Here is a 19,371-nt window from a genome sequence, read left to right as displayed (position 1 = left end):
CTGCTGGCGACAGCTGCCGGGACGCCACCCGGCGCCGCCCGCGAGGTTTCGGACAGATACCCCTGAGGGTATAGTTGTCTAGCATCCGGACGTCGAGGAGGTCCACGGTGAAGTTCACGCAGTACTACCTGGACTGCCTGTCCCACGCGAGCTACCTGATCGCCGACGAGACCACGAGACGCGCCGCGGTGGTCGACCCGAAGCGCGACATCCAGGAGTACCTCGACGACGCCGCCGCCGAGGGGCTCCGCATCGACTACGTGATCGAGACCCACTTCCACGCGGATTTCCTGTCCGGCCACCTCGAGCTCGCCCAGGCGACCGGGGCGGAGATCATCTACGGATCGGCGGCGAGCCCCCAGTACCCGATCCGTAGGGTGACCGACGGGGAGCGGCTCGCGCTCGGGCCCGCCGACGGCAGCGGCGTGGTCCTCGAGTTCCGCGAGACCCCAGGTCACACGCCCGAGTCGATCAGCGTGGTGGTGTGGGAGCACGGTGATGACCCCGAGCCCTTCGGCGTGCTCACCGGCGACACCCTCTTCATCGGTGACGTGGGCCGCCCCGACCTGCTGTCGTCCGTGGGCGTGTCGGCCGACGAGCTGGCCCGCAAGCTGTACGTCTCCGTGCACGACAAGCTCCTCGACCTGCCTGACAGCACCAAGGTCTTCCCTGCCCACGGCGCCGGGTCAGCCTGCGGCAAGAGCCTCTCCACCGAGACCGTCTCCACCATCGGCGAGCAACGCCGCACCAACTACGCCCTGCAACCCATGCCCGTCGAGGAGTTCGTCGCCGCCGTGACCGAAGGGCAGAGCGCTGCGCCCGCCTACTTCTGCTACAACGCCGGCCTCAACAAGCAAGCGCGGGACCTGCTCGACATCGCTCCGCCGGCCCCGCTCGATCTCGACCAGGTGCTGGCGGAGCAGGCTGCCGGCGCCGTCGTCATCGACACCCGCCCAGCCGCCGACTTCGCAGCCGGGCACCTGGCCGGCTCGGTCAACGTCGGCATCGACGGCCGTTTCGCCGAGTACGTGGGCACCGTGGTCCCACCGCACACGCCCATCGTGCTGGTGAGCGATCCGGGCACCGAGCACGAGGCGAAGCTGCGGTTGGGGCGGATCGGCTTCGACACCGTCGTCGGCGTCCTCCGGGAGGGTCCCGCTGCGTTCATGGCCCGGCCTGATGTCGTCGGCCACGCCCCTCGGTTGCCCGTCGCCCGGCTCGACGAGCGGCGAGCCAGCACGGAGGTCCAGATCGTCGACGTGCGCAACCACGCCGAATCTGCACTCGGCAGCATCCCGGGTGCGCTCCGGATCCCGCTGGCCGAGCTGCGCGACCGCGCGGGCGAACTCGATCTCGACCGGCCGATCGTCGTCTACTGCGCGGGCGGTTACCGATCCTCCATCGCGGCGAGCCTCCTCCGCTCCCTCGGAGCAGCGGACGTGTCCGATCTCATCGGCGGCTTCGGCGCGTGGCTCACCGCGACCCGGGCTCTCGCCTGAGCGTCACCGGGACTCCCCAGCCGGGCTCGTACCCGAACACCTCCCGGGCAGGGATCCCGGTCGGCCCGTCCTCGATCATCTCGAAGTGGTCGAGAGTCACCAGCGCCGGATGAACCACACCGCACACATGGGCGAGGCGCAGCAGCTCGTGGCGCAACGCCATCAGGTAGTTCGCCGCCCGGCTGGACTTGAGCGACGGGTCGAGACCGCTGGCCAGCCAGCGGTTCTGGGTCGCCACCCCCGTCGGGCATCGCCCCGTGTGGCACCGCTGCGCCTGGATGCACCCGATGGCCAGCATGGCTTCTCGACCGACGTTCACCAGGTCGAGCCCCATCGCCATGCCCAGCAGTGCCGCCTCCGGCAACCCCAGCTTGCCCGCTCCGGCAAACACCACATCGTCGGCGAGGCCGGCTTCGACGAACGCCCGATACACCCGCGGAAAGCCGACGCGAAATGGCAGCGCCACGTGGTCGCTGTACACCAGCGGCGCCGCTCCGGTACCCCCCTCTCCACCGTCGATGGTGACGAAGTCGGGACCCTGCCCGGTAGCCGCCATCCTGGTGGCGAGCTCCTCCCAGAATTCCTGCTGACCCACCGCCGACTTCACCCCGACCGGCAGACCGGTCGCCTCGGCGATGCGTTCCACGAACTCGAGCAGCCCGTCGACGTCGTGGAAGGCGGTGTGGTACGGGGGACTGACGCAATCCACACCCACGGGCACGCCCCGGATCGCCGCGATCTCAGGGGTCACCTTGACTCCCGGTAGCACGCCGCCGAGACCAGGTTTGGCCCCCTGGCTGAGCTTGATCTCCACCGCCCTCACCGGTGCGGACGCGACCAAGTCGACGAGCCGATCGAGGTCGAAGCGGCCACGCTCGTCACGGCAGCCGAAGTAGCCCGTGCCGATCTGGAGCACCAGTTCTCCACCCTGGCGATGATGCGGTGACACCCCACCCTCGCCGGTGTTGTGCAGGCAGCCAGCCAGCGCCGCCCCGCGGTTGAGCGCCTCGATGGCGGAACCGCTGAGCGAGCCGTAGCTCAGCGCCGAGATGTTGACCACTGACGCAGGACGGAACGCCCGGTGGCGCCGATGGGCAGCGCCCATGACTTTGGTGCAAGGGACAGGGGTCGCCGGATCAGGCTGGCCGGGCCCCATACCGGGGGCCGGGAAGGTGGCCTGCTTGATGATCAGGTAGCTCGGCGACTGGTCGAGGTCGTTGTCGGTCCCGAAGCCGAAGTAGCTGTTCTCGCCTTTCGCCACCGCGTAGATCCAGTGGCGTTGATCACGCGAGAACGGTCGCTCCGAGTTGTTGTCGGTGACGATGTACTGGCGCAGTTCTGGTCCGACCGCCTCGAGGCTGTAGCGCAGATGCCCGATGACGGGGAAGTTCCGCAGGATCGCGTGCTTCGTCTGCAGCAGGTCGTAGGCAGCCAACCCGACCAACCCCGCGCCCACGGTCCGCGCCACCGTCCTCCCCAGGCGGGAGGCGATGAGCGGCGCACGGGGGCGGGAGCCTCGCACGATCCCCACGATCCGACCCTACCGAGCACCCGGGCGCGGCCGCGGTACGTTCGAATCATGGCTGACTACGAGATCCCACCGCCCGAGCCCAAGGAGATCGACGAGAAGAACTGGCTCGAACTCCAGCACTTCATAGATCGAGCCGTGCTCCGGGGGCATCCCTCCGGCGACGAGCGGTGCCGGAACTGCCTCTACTACCTCGACACCGACGCCGATCTGACCTACTGCTGGCATCCGCAGATCCGGATCCTGGTGGGCGAGGACTGGTGGTGCCAGTGGTGGGAGGCCATCCCCGACGAGTGAGGAAGCAGGTGCGCCGGCCTGCCGGGATCACCGCCGCTCACTCGGCCGGCTCCCCCTGACCATCCGCGGGGAGCATCGTCGACAGGAACCGGGCCGACAGCGCCGCTCCCTCACCATGGGGGTCGGCCAAGCGTCGGGCCTCCTCCCAACCCTGGCCTGCTAACCCGGCTCGGCCCGCCTCGAGGAGTGCCCGGGCAGGGTCACCCACCGGCACCGCCTCGATGAAGGGCGCGGCGGAGGGGAGATCTCCCCGTTGCATCCACGCCCATGCCTCGAGCTCGTCGGCGCGCACGGTCTGCTCGGCGGTGAGGCCGTGCGCCCGCACCCGCGCGATGGCGATCAGCGCCAGCTCGGGCTCGTTCGCCACCACCGCCTTGATGGCAGACGCGACTTCGTCGTCGAGGCTGCGCCGCCCCACGATCGGTGGGCGAGAGACAGGGGCGGCCGAGGGCGGACTCGTCTCCGCTCCGCTCCCGCGCCCGGCGGGCTCCGCCGGGGGAGCCACGGGCACCGGGGGCGCGACCGGCGCAGGGGAGGTGACCGGGCGTGGATCGGCGAGGTGCCGGCCAGCCGGCGCGCGGTCACCCGGGTCGGTCCGCGCCGACCTCGCCGGGCGGGCGGGTCGCCACGGTTGCCGCTGGCTCAACGCGTGCACGTTGATCAGGAGGAAGAGCCCTGCCAACACAGCGGCGTACAGCAAGCCGGCCTGGACGGCCAGGTACACGGCGACCCCGGCGACCACCACTGACACCGCGTTGACCAAGCGGGTCGCGTCCCGCTTGGTGATCATCGACAACAACGACACCAGGGCCTGACCACCATCGAGCGGCAGGATCGGCAACAGGTTGATCAGCGCCCACCCGACGTTGACCCAGATGGCCATCGTGAGCACGGCCTCGCCGGTCTGCCCGGTGACCGTGCCCGAGGCCGCGAGCCCGAGCAAGGGGACACCCACCAGCAAGCTCGCAGCCGGACCGGCCAGGCTCACGACCAGATCACGGCCGAGCGACAGCGACCGGCCGAGGGTGAGACCCCCGAAGCTGTGGAGCACGATCGCCGCGTCGCTCCCGAACCACCGGTAGGCAGCGGCGTGGCCCAGCTCGTGGATGAGGATCGAGGCGAACACCACGGTCACCCACAGCCCGACCAGCAGGGCGTCCCCGTAGCCGAGGCCCAGCAGGATGCTCACCAGGAAGAACGTGGGGAGCACGCGCACGGGGATGCCGGCGACCGCGAAGGCGAGTCCGGATTGCACGGCGACGAGCGTACCGGTCCGGCACCCGGGCCTCCTCACCGCTCCCCGGCGCAGATCCGGATGCCCTGAGCTACCGTGCCCGCACGTCCGTGTCGGCCGTGGAGGTCCCGATGCCACTCGACCCTGCCGCGCAGCAGATCCTCGACCTGATCGCCCAGTTCGGCGGGCCACCGGTCACGGCGCGTACCCCCGAGGAAGCCCGTGCCGACTACGCGGGGCTGTCCTCGCTGGCGGCAGGCCCGGCCCCGGAGGTCGCCTCGGTGGAGCGGAGCGAGATCACGGGGGTACCGGTCCATCTCGTCGAGCCTCACGGCACCGAGCCGTTTCCGGTGCTGGTCTGGTTCCATGGCGGCGGATGGGTGATCGGCAGCTCGGAGTTGAGCGTGCCCGTCTGTGCCGAGCTCGCTTCCCGGGCGGGCTGCCTCGTGGTCTCGGTCGACTACTCCCTCGCGCCCGAACACCCGTTCCCCCGTGGTCTCGAGGACTGCCTCAGCGTCGGCGAGTGGGTGCTCGAGCACGCCGCCGAGATCGGAGGCGATCCCAGCCGGGTGGCGGTGGGTGGCGACTCTGCCGGGGGCAACCTGGCCACGGTGGTGGCCCAGGAGGTCGACGGGTTCGGGTTCCAGCTTCTCGTCTACCCCGTCACCGATGCGACCACCTCGCTCCCCTCACACGCCGAGAATGGCTCCGGCTACCTACTCGAGGCGGACACCATGCGCTGGTTCCTCGACCACTACCTCGCCGGCGCCGATCCCACCGATCCCCGCGTGTCGCCGCTGCACGCCGACCTCGAGATGCTCGCCGACCTGCCACCCGCGCTGGTCATCACCGCGGAGTACGACCCCCTGCGCGACGAGGGCAACGCCTATGCCGAGCGGATGCGGCAGGCGGGCGTCGACGTGACCCTCCGCTGCTACGAGGGCCAGATCCACGGCTTCTTCTCCATGGGAGGGCTCATTCCCGCCGGTTCCGAGGCGGTCGCCGAGGCCGCGTCCGCGCTGCGTTCGACCTTCGGCACCTGAGTGCCCGGCCGTCCCAGCCCGGTTGCCGTGAGGACGCTGCGCCTGCTCCGCCACGCCAAGTCGGATTGGTCGCAGGCCATGGAGGACCATGACCGGCCCCTGAACCGGCGCGGGGTGAGAGCTCGGCAGCTCATCGCGGAGCACATCGGGGGCTGGCCGGTCGGCCTGGTCATCTCCTCGGATGCCAAGCGGGCACTGGATACCGCCGAGCCGGTCGTAGAGGCCCTCGGGTGCCCCCTGCGGGTCGAGCCGCGGGTCTACGGTGCCGACGCCGCCGGTCTCCTCGAGCTGGTCCGGGGGCTCCCCGCCGACGTGAGGGACGTGATGGTGGTCGGGCACAACCCGAGCCTCGAGGAGCTCATCGAACTGCTCTGCCGCACGACCGCTCGGCTACGCACCGCTGCACTGGCCACCCTCAGGTTGGACATCGACGCCTGGATAGAGGCCACACCCGGTTGCGGCACGCTGGTGGACCTCGTCACCGCGGCGGACCTCCGCTGAAGGTCCCCACCGGGGTGGTCAACGACCACCGCACCGGCACCTCCCGCGGCTGGACGACCATGCCCTGCTCGGTCGCCTCGAGACCCAGCACCCTCATCAGCGCGAGTAGTGGCCCCGCGTGCGCATTGGCGTTCATCACCGGGTACTCCTGCATGGGTGTGGCCGGCTGCACGAACGTCTCCCCCGGCCTCGAACCGAACCAGGCGTTGTAGGCGTCCGGCCCGCTCCAGATCCCGAACCACACGTTCGGGTACGCCCGGGCGTGGCCGGCGAGCGACTGCTTCTCGAGGAGACGCCAGGCCCGAGCCGGGTCGTGCAGCGCGTAGCCCCAGGCCAGCAGGGCGTTGATGGCGGCCCAGACCCCGCCGTTGCAGTCCCAACCCGGCGCCAGCATCCCGAAGCGCACCGGGTGAGGTCGGTCGAGGATCGTGGCGCCGATCGGGGAGGGATCATCGTTGCGATCACCGATGGCCGAGACCAGGCGGGCCCGCTGCGCGTCGTCGCCGATGCCCGCGATGAGGGGCCACACCTGGCCGTCGAGGAACAGGTGCCGCTCACCGAGCGGCCCACCCCGGCCGTCGTAGCCACGCAGGAACCACTCCCCCTGCCAGGTGTTCTGCATGGCTCGCCGCAGCTCCCCGGCCAGGGCCACCATCTCCGCTGCATCGATCGGGTGACTCTCGGCGATGAGGCGCGCCGCCCGCGGCAGCACGTAGACCGCGAAAGCGGTGTTGAAGCCGGACTCGCCGTGCTCGTGGAACGCTCGACGGTCAACCACCATGGCGGAGATCGGATCGGCCCAGTCACCGCTGCCGACCCGCAGCAGGCCGTGCGGCCCGCGGCCCACCCGGTCCCGCAGGTAGTGGAACGCCTGGGCCACCCGGTCACGCGGCGTGGCCGTCGCTCGGTCCTCGGCCGGGTAGAACGGCACCGGCTGGTCGAGCAGCGCCCGGTCACCGGTGGCCCACACGTACTCGGTCAGTGCCCACAGGAAGAAGATCGGCAGGTCCGTCGGTGCGGCGTGGACCCCACCTGCGGTGCACTGCCCCCTACCGGTGTGGGCATAGAGCACCGAGCCACTCGGCTTGGTCATCCGCATCATGACCTGCAGCAGGTGGCGGGCCCCGGCCGGATCGATCAGCGTGAGCGGGACCGAGAAGATCGCGTAGTCACGGGGTGCCCCCTGGAGGCCGTGCACGAAGGCGTAGGCAGAGCCCTGGCTCACGTACCGATGGCCGAAGTAGGCGTCGGGTTGCTGGGCGCCGACGAGGTACGCGGCATGCCAGGCCGTCTCCCGTTCGAGCGCCGGCGCCCGCCCGCCGGTGTCGAGCACCGCCAGCGACCCCCAGGATCGGGCACTCGCAGCTGGGTCCGCCTGCCGGGCCCGATCGATGAGCGCATCGACGTCCCCGGGGTCGTCCGCGAGCGCGACGGCGAAGGCGAGCCGCTCGGTCCGGCCGCGACCGACGTCGCCCACCCGCAGGCGCAGCGCCGACCCCCCACCCTCGCAGGGCACGTCCTCGTCGAGCGATGCCACCACCAACGTGGGCAACGACCGGTCGACCCACGCAGGCCCGAGAGCGGGCCGCGGGGGGTGCCGTGGCGCGCTCCACACGGCCCGCCGGTCGGCGTCGAATCGCGGTGGGCCGACCAGCCGAGCGGAGGCCACGGAGCGCGCCGCGGTCGTCAGGGCGCGGACCACCGCTGACAGCCCGTAGGTGGCGTGCCAGGCCAGCCGATGGGTGAGCGAAGCGCCGGGCGGGGGCGGGAGATGCGGGCTCATCAGGGCCCCGACGAGCAGCACGGTCGGCTCGACGACCCAGTCCTCCTCGTAGGCCACCGCGAGCCGCCCGTCCGGGTTGGCGATCTCGACGTCGACTCGGAGCACCGGCGTGTCGTCGCACGGCGACCCGACCCGCCGCCGCACGAGCAGCCCGCCCGCGTAGCTCGCCTCCCATGCCGCGTAGCCACACCCGAACCGAGCGCGCCGCCGCACCGGCACCTCGCCCACCACCCCCCACCGGCTCGACGGGCCGGTGAGACGAATCATTCCCCGGCTCGTGGCCCACAGGGTGACCCATCCTCCGGCGTGCGCGGTGGCGGTGAGCCCGGCGTTGCCGATCTGGTGCCAGCAGGCGGCGATCCCGCCGGGGGGCAGCACCCCCTCTGGTGTGGCCGAGCCACCGACCAGATAGGTGGGCGAGTCGTCCGCGTCGCGCGCCCAGCACCCGAACGCGCCGCCGTCGACGTTGTCGCCCCGGAGCACGCCGGTCACCCTAACGGCCTACGCTCCAGCGGTGATGCCTCCGATCGCTCGTGCCGTCCTGGTCGCCGCCGTGGCGGCGTCCGCGATGTGGGTGACGGGTGGAACGCAGCTCACGTCGGCCTCGTCACCCGCCTCCGCCGCCACGGCCGCCGCCGATCAGCAGGTGCCACCGTCCTCCACCCCACCGCGCGATCTCGATCCCGAACGACTCCAGCGACCGGCCGAGCACGACTCGACGCCCGGGCGAGCCACCGGGCTCCCCCTCGCTCTCGCCACCGTAGTGATCCTCGCGGTGGTGGTCACGGTGGTCCTGCGGGCCCGCGGTGCTCGCCGGCCTCCGCCGTCGGGTCAGTTGAGAGACGGGTCGGGCGGGCAGTAGCTCAACAGTGCCAGGTCGCCGCCCTGGCGGCGGAGCACATCCCGCCAGAGCTCGCCGGGATGGTCGCAGAGGATGTCATCGGGGTGGGCGTCGACCACGATCCACGCGCCCGCTGCCAGCTCGTGCTCGAGTTGTCGGGGGCCCCATCCGGCGTAGCCCGCGAACACCCGCACCGCCTCGATCGTCTCGTCGACGTCGTGCGGATCACGCGAGAGGTCGAGCGTGCCGATCGACCCGAGGATGGGATCGAAGCCGTCGCCGCTCGCCTGCACCGGCCGCCGCTGCGCCAACCCGATCGCCGCTCCCTGCTCCACGGGACCACCGACGAACACCACCCGCGGCGAAGCCGCCAGACCCTCCCACTCGGGCAACGGGTCGAGAAGAGCCACGTCGGTGGGCCGGTTGAGGACCAAGCCCAGGGCACCTTGCTCGTTGTGCTCGAGCAGGAGCACCACGGTGCGGTGGAAGTTGGGGTCGCCGATGACAGGCGTGGCGACGAGCAGACGTCCTCGGTGGGACGTACCGGTCATGAGCAGATGATGGCACGAGGACAACGTCGCGTCAGGCACCCTCCTGGCGGCCCGGGGAGATACCGGCAAGACAGGAGAGGTCGGCCGGCGCCGGTACTGGTGGCGGGAGTGGGAGGGAGACCCTTACCGACGCCGGCCGAGACCTCAGGCGCCGGCCGCTGCCCGTTCGGCTGCGATCTGGCGCCGGACCTCATCCATGTCGATCTCGCTTGCCTGTCGCACCAAGTCCTCGAGTGCGTCTTCGCTGATCGCTCCCGGTTGGCTGTAGAGCACCACTTCGTCACGGATGATCATGAGCGTCGGGATCGACCGGATGCCGAACGCCTCGGCGAGCTCGTGTTCGGTCTCGGTGTCGACCTTTCCGAACACGATACCGGGATGGTTCGCAGAAACCTTCTCGTAGACGGGGGCGAACATCCGGCACGGGCCGCACCACGACGCCCAGAAGTCGATCAACACCGTCGAGTTGTCACGCACCGTCGCCTCGAAGGTGTCCTTGGTCAGCGCGACCGTCGCCATGTGGCACTCCTTGCGGTTGGCTCGAGAGGTGGATGCTCCGTGGGAGCGGAGGGCAGGTACCCTAAGGGGTATCAACCGAGGAGTGGCCGGGATCATTCCCGGCCCCGGTCACGCCGGCCGCCCGGACCGGTCAGTCCTGGCGGAGCAGGGCCAGCAGCCGCAGCATCTCCAGGTACAGCCAGACCAGGGTCACCGTGATGCCGAACGCGCCGTACCACTCCATGTACTTCGGCGCGCCGGCCTTCGTGGCCTGCTCGATGAACGCGAAGTCAATCGCCAGGTTGAGCGCAGCCACGATGCAGATCACCACCGAGATGCCGATGCCGAGCGCGGTCGGCTGGCGCCAGAAGGCGATGTCAGCGCCGAAGATCGACGCGATCCACGTCACCAGGTACAGCACGAAGATCCCTGCCGTCGCCCCGACCACGACCATGACGAAGCGCTGGGTGACCTTGATGATCCGGGTGGCGTAGAGGACGAACATCGCCCCGAGTGCCGCCAGCGTGGCGCCCACGGCCTGCACGACGATGCCGTCGTACTGCAAGTCGTACATGTGGGAGATGGCGCCGATCGAGAAGCCGAACCCCAGTGCGTACAGCGGGGCGAGGAACCGGGCCAGGTGGGGCTTGACCACAGTCACGAACGCGACCACCACCGCGGCGATCATCGGCCAGAAGACCCAGCCCGGGTAGTCGGTCACGATGTCGGTGACGACCGTCCCGTCGGGCAGGGTCCGGTCCACCGCGGTCTGGGTCACCTGGATCCAGCCGACCCACCCGGTGAGCAGGATGCACAGGAACAGCACGCCGGTCGCGGTGAGGGTGCCGCCGACCGTCATCGTGGGTGCCCCCGCCATGGGGGGTGCCATCGGCTCCCGCACGCCCCCGGCGGCGTAGCCCGCCGCGGTGGCCGCTCGCGGGGCGGCCCAGCCCGGCTGGTCGTCGGTGAGCTCCCTCTGCCAGCGTTCAGGGGTGAGAACCGGGTTGGCCATGTCGACGTCGCTCCTCGTGCGTCCGCTCAGCGCCCATCTTCGCGCGGCCTCCCCCTAGTGAACCGGGCGCGGGACCGTTTGGGGCGCGGTTCGGCCGTCATCCTGCTCTCGATCACCTCGTGCCGGGCGATGTAGGCGCTACCCAGGGCTTGCAGCACCGCCGCCGCCGGGAGGGCCAGCAGCGCCCCGACACCCCCGAAGAGCGCGGCCCCGGCGATCACCGTCCCGAACGCCACCGCGGGGTGCAACTGCATGGTCCGGGACGTGATCCGGGGGGCGAAGACGTAGTTCTCGACCTGCTGGTACACGACCACGATGCCGAGCACCCACAACGCCTGGACGGGATCGGCTGCCAACGCCACCATCACCGGCACCGCACCGGCGATATAGGTCCCGATCGTGGGCACGAACTGGGAGATGATCCCGACGAACAGCGCCAGCGCCAGGGCGTAGTTCACCCCGGTCAGCTCGAACGCGACCCAGTGGAAGAGGGTGGACAACCCGGCCAGCAGGGCCCGTGAGTAGAGGTAGCCGCCGGTCTTGTCGATGGCGATCTCCCAGGTCTCCAGGACGCGCTGTTGGCGAGCCGGTGGCAGGAACGAGCACACGGAGCGCCGGAACTTGGGCCCGTCGGCCACCAGGTAGAAGGTGAACAGTCCGATCGTGAGCAGCCGGAACAGCGCGGCCAGCGCGCTCATCCCGATACCGAGCGCGTTCCCTGCCAGCCGGGTCGCGAACCCACGGACCGGCCCGTCCTCGCGGGTCAGCTCATCGCGCAGCTGGTCCACGGAGATGTTCGCCCCGAAGTGGTCGTTGACGAAGTCGGCCACGTTCTGGGCGTACTCGTCAGTCTGGTCGATGAACTGCGAGACCTGATCGACGACCACCGCCCCGATGGCGAAGAGGAACACGGCCAGGAAGACCAACAACCCCAGGAAGGAGACGCCGGTGGCCCACCCGCGGCGCCAGCCACGGTGCTGCAACCAGTTGACCGCGGGCTCCAGGGCGAACGACACGAACAGGGCTACCAGCAGGTCGAGGAGCAGCCTCTGGAGTCGGTCGAGGAGCCATTCGACGACCAAGAGGCTGCCGATGCCCACCATGAACAAGGCGATGGCCCGGGGCACCCACGGCGGCATCCGTTCGGGTGCCGGGGCCGGGTCCGATGGCTCCCGCCCCTCGGCGCTCGGCGGCTGGTCCACGAGGTCGGACACCACCTCAACGTGCCACGCCGCCCTCCGCCTGCGGTGGACCCTCGAGCTGAGCGGTGCCCAGCAGCACCTCCACCACCCCGTCGCGCTCCCGGCTGGGGTGGACCCTGATATCCGCCTTGGGATCGCGACGACCGAGGACCGTGACCTTGGTGCCGCAGCCCTCCCGATCGAAACGCCAGAAGTGTGCCGTGCACACCAGCTCGTCCCCGTCGACCCGGCCCTCGGCCCCGAGCGGCGACCACTGATGGGGGCAACGGGCATCCATCACGCAGATCACCCCCGAGCGCCCTCGCCACAGGACCACCTCGCGGCCGTCCAGGGTGATCTCGACCACCGCCCCCGGCTCGACGGTCTCGGAGCGGGCCACCGGCGTCCACCCCATGGGCTGCACCGTAGAGTGGGGTGCATGGTCTCGGTCAACTCGACCATGCTGCCACTCGGCACCCAAGCACCGACTTTCGACCTGCCGGATCCCGTCGGAGGCGGGCGGGTCTCGCTCGACCAGCTCGGCGGGGCACCGGCCCTGCTGGTCATCTTCCTCAGCAACCACTGCCCGTACGTCAAGCACATCGCGAAGCAGCTGGGACTGCTGACCCGCCGCTGGATCGCCCGCGGTGTCGCGGTGGTGGGGATCAACAGCAACGACGTGCACGCCTACCCCGCCGATGCTCCCGAGCAGATGGTGACCTTCGCCCGGCAGGCCGGTTGGGACTTCCCGTACCTGTTCGACGAGGACCAATCCGTGGCCAAGGCGTACCGGGCTGCGTGCACACCGGACTTCTTCCTGTTCGATGGCGATCGGCGACTGGTCTACCGCGGCCAGTTCGACGGCAGCCGGCCAGGCAACGAACGTCCGGTGACCGGCGCCGACCTCGAGGCGGCCGTGGAAGCGGTGCTGAGCGGCCGACCCGTACCGGAAGATCAGCACCCCAGCCTGGGCTGCAACATCAAATGGAAGCCGGGCAACGAGCCCGACTACTTCGGCTGAGGCCCCGCCGTTCCGCCGGGACCGAGCCCCACCCGGAGGTCGGACCGCTTCCGTGACCGCTCGTAGATCACCTGCGTGCGCGCCACACGATCGTGGATCGCGAGGCGGCTCGTGCTGAGCAGGAGCCACACCGGTCCGACCACGAACAGGGTGAGGAACATCACCCAGGTGCGCAGGAGCGAACGGACGAGCCCCACCCGGAACCTGCCCCGTCCCACCACCCTGACCCCCATCACCGCCTGGCCGACCGTGCGACCCACGGCGTACCAGGACCCGGCGAAGTAGCACCACGTCCAAGCGGCGGAGATCGACAACTCGAGCCCATCCGGCAGCTCGGGATACTGCGGCTGCTCGAAGCGCACCAACCCGATGAGCACGCCGATGCCCCACATGATCGCGGGATAGCCGGCCACGACCACCAGGAAGTCGATGACGAACGCGGCCGCCCGGGTGACGAACCCCGCTCGCTGACCCTGCAGGGAGTCGAGATCCGTTCCCGGTCCGAGCCGGTCAGACACCAGGTCGCTCATCGCGGGGATGCTCCACCCGCGTCTCCGGGCGGCTCGTGATCGTCGAATGCGGCCATCGAGGGCGCACCGACCCTCCTGCGGAGCACCTTCGCCACCACCCGCTCCACCACGGCATCGGCCGAGGCGGTTCGCGCACGGACCTGCTCGACGACGTCCTCGGTGATGCCCCCGGTCGCCTCGAGCACCACGCTCGACAGCTGCAGCTCGCCGACCACCTCGTTGACCAGGGCGGGCAGGTCGAGATCGGCGAGCACCCGCTTCACGATCGGGTCCAGGTCCAGCTCCGCCATGACCCGCTGCACCAGAGCGGGCAGATCCAGCTCGCTCAGCACCTGGTCGACGATCGGCTCGAGGTCGACCTCGCTCAACATGAACGGGACCGCCATCTCCACCGTGGCCTCGCCCGTTCGCCCCGCCAGCTCCCGAGCCGCCTGCTCCTCGAGCAGGCCCGCCTGGTAGGCACGATCGAGCCGATCGGCGACCCGCCGCACGGCAGGCTCGGCGATCGGCGATCCGAGGAGCCACCCGAGGGTGGGCAGCACCACCTTCGCCGAGGTGTCGGCCACCCGGGCGACGCGGCGCTGCGTCTCGAACGCGAGTCCCACCGCGACCCGTCGGGCAGCGACCCAGGCCGACGGGCCGTGCGGGGGCGCCGCCCCCTCCTGCTCGGCGGTCGCGCTCCGGAGCGCCGCGGCCACACCGTCACCGACGAGGAGCACCGCCCCGAGCACGACCCGGCTCGCCCGCTCGACGGCCTCGCCCACCTCGGGGAGTCGTTGCGGCGGCCGGAGGGCGGGGAGCAGGGAGGGCTCGGTCGGCCCCTCGCGGTTCACGGCGTCACTCGTACTCGGGCTCGTGCCACCACGGGTACCACTCTGGCATGTCGGTCGAAGGACGCATCGCCCAGGAAGCAGGCCGCTTCTCCAGGAATGCCATGACCCCCTCACGGGCGTCGACCGAGCGGCCCGTCGAGTAGACGCCCCGGGAGTCGACTCGGTGGGCCACCATCGGATGGTCCGCCCCCAACATCCGCCACAGCATCTGCCGGGTCAGCGCGACCGAGACCGGCGCCGCGTTGGTGGCGATCTCCTCGGCCAGCGCGCGGGCCGCGGGCAGCAGATCATCCTTCGGGTGCAGGCTACGGATCAGGCCGCCCCGCAACCCCTCCTCAGCGGGGAACACCCGCGCGGTCATGGTCCACTCCAGGGCCTGGCTGATACCCACGACCCGGGGCAGGAACCAGCTCGACGCGGCTTCCGGGACGATGCCTCGCCCGGCGAAGACGAAGCCGAGCTTGGCGTCGTCCGCCGCCAGACGGACGTCCATGGGCAGTGTCATGGTCGCCCCGATGCCTACCGCCGCCCCGTTGATGGCCGCGATGACCGGCTTGATCATCCGGAAGATCCGCAGGGTGAGCAGCCCGCCGAAGTCCCGGGGGTAAGGATTGCCCTCTGGCGTGGGGGAGCCGCCTCCTGTCGCCTCCACCACCGCCTCGGCGTTGAACGTCTCGCCACCCCCGCCGAGATCCGCGCCGGCACAGAACCCCTTCCCCGCACCCGTCACGATCACGGCTCGCACGTCGTCGTCCGCGTCGGCGAGGTCCAGTGCGGCCACCATCTCCCGCTGCATCGTGATCGTGAAGGCGTTCAGCCGTTCCGGCCGGTTCATGGTGATGGTGGCCACCGGCCCGTCGACGTCGTAGAGGATCTGGGCGAAGTCCATGCCCGATGCTCGCACGAACCCGGCCTACCCGGCAGGCCGACCGCCGGCGACGTCAGTCCGGTGACCTCGACAGGTACGGCGTCCCGTCGACGGGGACGCCGAGCACCCGCACCTCCCAGTGGCAGTGCGGGCCGGTCGAGAGACCGGTGCTGCCGACCGCGCCGATGACGTCACCGCGGGCCACCGCGTCGCCCGCCTTCACCCCGAGGGCACTCATGTGCCCGTACAGGGTGGCGAGCTGGTTGCCGTGGTCGATCACCACCGTCAGTCCGTAGCCACCACGCTCCTCCGCCAGCAGCACCACGCCGTCAGCGGATGCCCGGATCGGCTCGCCTTGCCCGCCGTCGATGTCGAGGCCGGCGTGCATCCGTTCCACCCCGAGCACCGGGTGCGTCCGCATGCCGTAGCCGGAGACCACCCGGCCGCCCTTCACCGGGTTGAGGAAGATGCCGTAGGTGCTGAGCGCAGGGATCTGGTCCTGCTGGCGGCGAGCCAGCACGTCGCGGATCGAGTCCGACTGGGTCGCCAGCTCGGCGTACCGCAGCTCGTACATCCGCCGCTTGAGCTCCAGCTCACCGGAGAGTCGCTGAGCCTCCGCCGCGGCTGCCTCGGCCTGGGCTTGCGCGTGGACACGCTCCTGGCGCTGTCGCTCGAGCTGAGCGACCCGGTCGGCCACGTCGTCGCGCGCCGCCTTCGCCTCGAGGCGACGCTGTTCGGCTTCATCGCTCAGACGGTCGACCTCCTCACGCAGGCTCGTGAACCGCTCCACGAGCTGCTTGCGATCGATGACGACCGCCGAGGCGTAGACCTGGCTCTTGGCGAGCGCATCGAGGCCCTCCTCGCTCCTCAACGCCGCCGACAGACTGGCGTAGGGTGCGGAACCGCCGTCGATGTACGCGGCCACGGCCTGGGCCTGAAAACGGCGCTTCTCCTCCGCCAACCGGCGCTCGGTGTCCTCCAGCCTGGCTCGGGTCTGAAGAGCGCGGACCTCGGCTGCGGCCAGTGCCTCCTGAGCCGTCTGCAACCCGGACTGCATCGAGGCGATGTCCGCGTCGAGGGCCCGGACCTGCTCGGCGAGAGCGAACTGCCGGAGCACCGCGGCCTCGTAGTCGTTGCGGGCCCGGGCCTCCTCCGCGAGCACCTCTTCGTATTCGCCGTGCACCTGCGACTGGTCCTGCGCGTGCACCGCCCCGACGTCGTTGGCCACCAACGCTGCCAGGAGCAGGACGGCGACGACCGGACGGGCGCCTCGCACGACGTTCGCCTCAGACGTCGAGGAAACGGGTGACCGCGACACCGGCGCCGATGGTACCGATGAGGCAACCGACCACCCCGATGATCACGTAGATCCAGAACGCCTCGACGTTGCTCGTCGTCAGCGCGCTGAACAGCGGGAACTGGTCCTCGGGCAGCCAGCTCTCGAAGAAGGGCCTGAAGACCACGAGCATGATGATGGCCATGGCGGCACCGGCGACCCCCTGAACGAGACCCTCGACCATGAACGGGACCCTGATGAACCAGTTGGTGGCCCCCACGAGCTTCTGCACCTCGATCTCGCGCCGTCGAGCGAACATCGCCATGCGGATGGTGTTGAGGATGAGCAGGAGCGCGGCCCCGAGCAGGATGAACGCCACGATCGCCATGCCGATCGTCAGGCGACTCGAGAGCTGCTGGATGAGCCGGATGGTGTCGCTCGCGAACACCACCTTGAGTACGCCCGGCCGCTGCTGGAACTGGTTGCCCAGGGCCTGCACCACGTCGGCGTCCTTCGTGACCGGCTCGACCCGGAACGACGACGGCAGGATCTCCGGGGTGACGCTGTCGACCAGCTCGGGGGAATCGGAGAACAGCCGCTTGAACTCGTCGTAGGCCGCGTTCTTGTCGACGAAGGACACCTTCTGCACCTCGGGGCTGCCTTCGAGATCGGCCTGCACGGATGCGATCTGCTCCGGTGTCGCGTCGGCGTGCATGAACACCACGAACTCGACACCCTCCTGCCAGCGCTCGGTGGCGTTGCGGACACCCTGGCTGACCATGAGGGAGAACCCGACCAGGAACAGCGAGACCATCACGGTCAGGATCGAGGCGATGGTGATCGTGATGTTCCGGGCGAGGTTGCTGCCCGTCTCGCGGACGACGTAATCGAGCTTGATGGCCATGGGTCCCTACTCGTAGACGCCGCGCACCTGGTCGCGGACGATCGAACCTCGGTCGAGCTCGATGACCCGTCGGCGCATCGTGTCGACGATGCCTCGGTCATGGGTGGCCATCACCACCGTGGTGCCGGTCTTGTTGATGCGATCGAGCAAGCGCATGATGCCGACCGAGGTCGCCGGGTCGAGGTTGCCGGTGGGCTCGTCGGCCAACAGGACCAGGGGACGGTTGACGAACGCCCGGGCGATCGAGACCCGTTGCTGCTCACCGCCGGACAACTCGTGGGGGAACCGAGACGCCTTGTCGCCCAGCCCGACCAGCTCGAGGATCGCCGGCACCTGTGTGCGGATGACGTTGCGGGGGCGACCGATCACCTCCAGCGCGAAGGCCACGTTCTCGAAGACGGTCTTGTTCGACAGGAGCTTGAAGTCCTGGAAGACGCAGCCGATGTTGCGGCGGAGGAAGGGGACCTTCCACTGCGACAGGTCGCCGATGTCCTTGCCGGCCACGTAGATGCGACCCGATTCGGGGATCTCCTCCCGGTTGAGCAGGCGGATGAAGGTCGACTTGCCCGAGCCGGACGCGCCCACCAGGAAGACGAACTCCCCCTTCTGGATCTCGAGGGTGGCATCGCGCAGCGCGACGACGTTGCCCTTGTAGGTCTTGGTGACGTGCTCGAGTTTGATCATGTTGCGATCACGTTACAACGGGCTCTGGAGTGGACTGGCGCACCCTCCGCCCTGGCGAGCACCGGCCCGCCAGCGTAGACGCGCCCGGACCCCTGGTGGTGACAGCCCCCATCTGGGCTGGTCGTCCGGCCGGAGCTGGGCCCGAGCGGGGTCGGGGCTCCCCGCCCCTACTCGCCGGCCGGCTCGGCGGCGGAGCGCTCCCAGCGCAGGTAGGCCTCCATGAGCCCGTCGAGGTCGCCGTCGAGCACCCCCTCCACGTTGCCGACCTCGAAGCCCGACCGGAGATCCTTCACCTGCTGGTACGGGTGCAGCACGTACGAGCGGATCTGGCTGCCCCACTCGACCTTCTTCTGCTCACCCGAGAGCGCGGCCAGCTCCGCCTCCCGCTCAGCCCGCTGCAGATCGGCGAGCTTGGCCTTCAGGATCTGCATCGCTCGCTCCTTGTTCTGGTGCTGGCTGCGCTCGTTCTGGCACGAGGTCACGATGCCGGTGGGCAGGTGGGTGATCCGCACGGCCGAGTCGGTCACGTTCACGTGCTGACCGCCAGCTCCCGACGAACGGTAAGTGTCGATGCGGAGATCCTTGTCGTCGATCTCGATCTCGATGTCTTCCTCCTCCATGAACGGGACCACCGCCACGGAGGCGAACGCCGTGTGGCGCCGTGCGTTGGCATCGAACGGCGAGATGCGTACCAGACGGTGCACACCGCGCTCCGAGCGCATGAGTCCGTACGCATAGCGCCCGTGCACGATGAACGTGGCCGAGGTGATGCCCGCTTCCTGCCCGGCCTGCACCTCATCGAGCTCGACGGTGAAGCCGCGCTTCTCGGCCCACCGCAGGTACATGCGCAACAGCATCTCGGCCCAGTCCTGCGAATCCGTCCCTCCGGCGCCGGAATGGACCTCGCACACCGCGTCGCGCTCGTCGTACTCACCGGTGAACAGCGCCCGTAGCTCGAGCTCGTCCAACCTGCTGGACAGATCGGCGATCGCCGCGGCGATCTCGGGCTCGACCGAGTCGTCCCCCTCCTCCCGTCCCAGCTCGAAGAGCGTCTCGGCGTCGTCCAGCTGCCGGCGCAGCCCTTCGTAGAGATCGAGGTCGTCGGTGACGGCCGCGAGCTCGCTGGTGACCTTGCGGGCCGTCTCGGGGTCGTCCCAGAGATCCGGTCGGGACGCCTCGGTCTCCAGCTGGGGCCGGACGCGCTCGAGCTCGTCGATCCGCAGGTAGCCGTGCGCCTGCTCCAGCCGCCGGCGGAGGGACGCGAGATCGTCGCTGAAATCATTCATC

The 19,371-nt window shown here is 70.0% G+C and carries 21 protein-coding genes; 6 read left to right on the top strand and 15 right to left on the bottom strand.

From position 1 onward, the window contains the following. Positions 1 to 107: 107 nt before the first annotated feature. Positions 108 to 1,499: an MBL fold metallo-hydrolase gene (locus HZF19_RS13100; RefSeq protein ID WP_208029239.1), complete on the top strand. Its 1,392-nt coding sequence runs from the start codon at positions 108 to 110 to the stop codon at positions 1,497 to 1,499. Here HZF19_RS13100 and HZF19_RS13095 read toward each other — a convergent pair. Continuing rightward, complete coding sequence (locus HZF19_RS13095; RefSeq protein ID WP_372443466.1) at positions 1,474 to 2,979, bottom strand: FMN-binding glutamate synthase family protein; 1,506 nt, start codon at positions 2,977 to 2,979, stop codon at positions 1,474 to 1,476. The two genes, HZF19_RS13100 and HZF19_RS13095, sit on opposite strands and share 26 nt — an antisense overlap. 99 nt (positions 2,980 to 3,078) lie before the next feature. Between HZF19_RS13095 and HZF19_RS13090 the strand changes: the two genes are divergently transcribed. Further along, the gene (locus HZF19_RS13090; RefSeq protein ID WP_208029237.1) at positions 3,079 to 3,324 is read left to right on the top strand and encodes a hypothetical protein; all 246 of its coding nucleotides are present in this window, start codon (positions 3,079 to 3,081) and stop codon (positions 3,322 to 3,324) included. 37 nt (positions 3,325 to 3,361) lie between these two features. Here the strand turns inward: HZF19_RS13090 and HZF19_RS13085 are convergent, their stop codons facing one another. Further along, a complete protein-coding gene (locus HZF19_RS13085) occupies positions 3,362 to 4,579 on the bottom strand; it encodes a site-2 protease family protein (RefSeq protein ID WP_208029236.1) in 1,218 nt (405 codons plus the stop codon). A 110-nt stretch (positions 4,580 to 4,689) separates the two neighbouring features. Here HZF19_RS13085 and HZF19_RS13080 point away from each other — a divergent pair, with 110 nt between their 5' ends. Next, positions 4,690 to 5,601 (top strand): alpha/beta hydrolase, encoded by a 912-nt coding sequence (locus HZF19_RS13080; protein WP_208029235.1) that lies wholly within the window; start codon positions 4,690 to 4,692, stop codon positions 5,599 to 5,601. Positions 5,602 to 5,628: 27 nt separating this feature from the next. Beyond that, complete coding sequence (locus tag HZF19_RS13075; protein WP_208029234.1) at positions 5,629 to 6,102, top strand: SixA phosphatase family protein; 474 nt, start codon at positions 5,629 to 5,631, stop codon at positions 6,100 to 6,102. Here HZF19_RS13075 and HZF19_RS16960 read toward each other — a convergent pair. After that, entirely contained in the window at positions 6,080 to 8,377 is a 2,298-nt protein-coding gene (locus HZF19_RS16960; RefSeq protein ID WP_208029233.1) for a GH36-type glycosyl hydrolase domain-containing protein, read from the bottom strand. The genes HZF19_RS13075 and HZF19_RS16960 overlap by 23 nt on opposite strands. A 25-nt stretch (positions 8,378 to 8,402) precedes the next feature. Between HZF19_RS16960 and HZF19_RS13065 the strand changes: the two genes are divergently transcribed. Next, entirely contained in the window at positions 8,403 to 8,747 is a 345-nt protein-coding gene (locus HZF19_RS13065) for a hypothetical protein (RefSeq protein ID WP_208029232.1), read from the top strand. Here the strand turns inward: HZF19_RS13065 and HZF19_RS13060 are convergent. The 5 genes from HZF19_RS13060 to HZF19_RS13040 all read right to left on the bottom strand — a co-directional run bounded on the left by HZF19_RS13060 (position 8,717) and on the right by HZF19_RS13040 (position 12,383). Beyond that, a complete protein-coding gene (locus tag HZF19_RS13060; RefSeq protein WP_208029231.1) occupies positions 8,717 to 9,277 on the bottom strand; it encodes a YqgE/AlgH family protein in 561 nt (186 codons plus the stop codon). The two genes, HZF19_RS13065 and HZF19_RS13060, sit on opposite strands and share 31 nt — an antisense overlap. A gap of 144 nt (positions 9,278 to 9,421) precedes the next feature. Next, positions 9,422 to 9,796, bottom strand: a complete 375-nt coding sequence (gene trxA, locus HZF19_RS13055; protein WP_208029230.1) for a thioredoxin — start codon at positions 9,794 to 9,796, stop codon at positions 9,422 to 9,424. Between the two features lie 130 nt (positions 9,797 to 9,926). Continuing rightward, a complete protein-coding gene (locus tag HZF19_RS13050; RefSeq protein ID WP_208029229.1) occupies positions 9,927 to 10,787 on the bottom strand; it encodes a Bax inhibitor-1/YccA family protein in 861 nt (286 codons plus the stop codon). A 26-nt stretch (positions 10,788 to 10,813) separates the two neighbouring features. Continuing rightward, positions 10,814 to 12,001: an AI-2E family transporter gene (locus tag HZF19_RS13045; protein WP_208029228.1), complete on the bottom strand. Its 1,188-nt coding sequence runs from the start codon at positions 11,999 to 12,001 to the stop codon at positions 10,814 to 10,816. 4 nt (positions 12,002 to 12,005) lie between these two features. Next, positions 12,006 to 12,383: a Rieske 2Fe-2S domain-containing protein gene (locus HZF19_RS13040; protein WP_208029227.1), complete on the bottom strand. Its 378-nt coding sequence runs from the start codon at positions 12,381 to 12,383 to the stop codon at positions 12,006 to 12,008. Between the two features lie 24 nt (positions 12,384 to 12,407). Between HZF19_RS13040 and HZF19_RS13035 the strand changes: the two genes are divergently transcribed. After that, positions 12,408 to 12,989, top strand: coding sequence for a thioredoxin family protein (locus HZF19_RS13035; protein WP_208029226.1), 582 nt, complete (start codon positions 12,408 to 12,410; stop codon positions 12,987 to 12,989). Here HZF19_RS13035 and HZF19_RS13030 read toward each other — a convergent pair. From HZF19_RS13030 to prfB, 7 genes are all read right to left on the bottom strand, one after another. After that, positions 12,977 to 13,519: an RDD family protein gene (locus HZF19_RS13030; RefSeq protein ID WP_208029225.1), complete on the bottom strand. Its 543-nt coding sequence runs from the start codon at positions 13,517 to 13,519 to the stop codon at positions 12,977 to 12,979. The genes HZF19_RS13035 and HZF19_RS13030 overlap by 13 nt on opposite strands. Next, positions 13,516 to 14,352 carry a hypothetical protein gene (locus tag HZF19_RS13025; protein WP_208029224.1) on the bottom strand — a complete coding sequence of 279 codons (837 nt, stop codon included), beginning with the start codon at positions 14,350 to 14,352 and terminating at the stop codon, positions 13,516 to 13,518. Before HZF19_RS13025 ends, HZF19_RS13030 begins: the two co-directional genes overlap by 4 nt. 4 nt (positions 14,353 to 14,356) lie before the next feature. Then, positions 14,357 to 15,241 (bottom strand): crotonase/enoyl-CoA hydratase family protein, encoded by an 885-nt coding sequence (locus tag HZF19_RS13020; protein WP_208029223.1) that lies wholly within the window; start codon positions 15,239 to 15,241, stop codon positions 14,357 to 14,359. Between the two features lie 52 nt (positions 15,242 to 15,293). Further along, complete coding sequence (locus HZF19_RS17230; RefSeq protein ID WP_208029222.1) at positions 15,294 to 16,538, bottom strand: peptidoglycan DD-metalloendopeptidase family protein; 1,245 nt, start codon at positions 16,536 to 16,538, stop codon at positions 15,294 to 15,296. After that, positions 16,507 to 17,400, bottom strand: a complete 894-nt coding sequence (locus HZF19_RS13010) for a cell division protein FtsX (RefSeq protein ID WP_208029221.1) — start codon at positions 17,398 to 17,400, stop codon at positions 16,507 to 16,509. The genes HZF19_RS17230 and HZF19_RS13010 overlap by 32 nt, the downstream gene beginning before the upstream one ends. Before the next feature lie 6 nt (positions 17,401 to 17,406). Further along, complete coding sequence (gene ftsE / locus HZF19_RS13005; protein WP_208029220.1) at positions 17,407 to 18,084, bottom strand: cell division ATP-binding protein FtsE; 678 nt, start codon at positions 18,082 to 18,084, stop codon at positions 17,407 to 17,409. 167 nt (positions 18,085 to 18,251) lie between these two features. After that, positions 18,252 to 19,370: a peptide chain release factor 2 gene (gene prfB, locus HZF19_RS13000; RefSeq protein ID WP_208029219.1), complete on the bottom strand. Its 1,119-nt coding sequence runs from the start codon at positions 19,368 to 19,370 to the stop codon at positions 18,252 to 18,254. Between the last annotated feature and the right edge of the window lies 1 nt (position 19,371).

The organism is Rhabdothermincola sediminis (genome assembly GCF_014805525.1).
Classification (GTDB): Bacteria; Actinomycetota; Acidimicrobiia; order Acidimicrobiales; family Acidimicrobilacustridaceae; genus Rhabdothermincola; species Rhabdothermincola sediminis.
The sequence above is the reverse complement of the archived record's forward strand: the minus strand, read 5'-3'. Positions and strand labels throughout refer to the sequence as shown.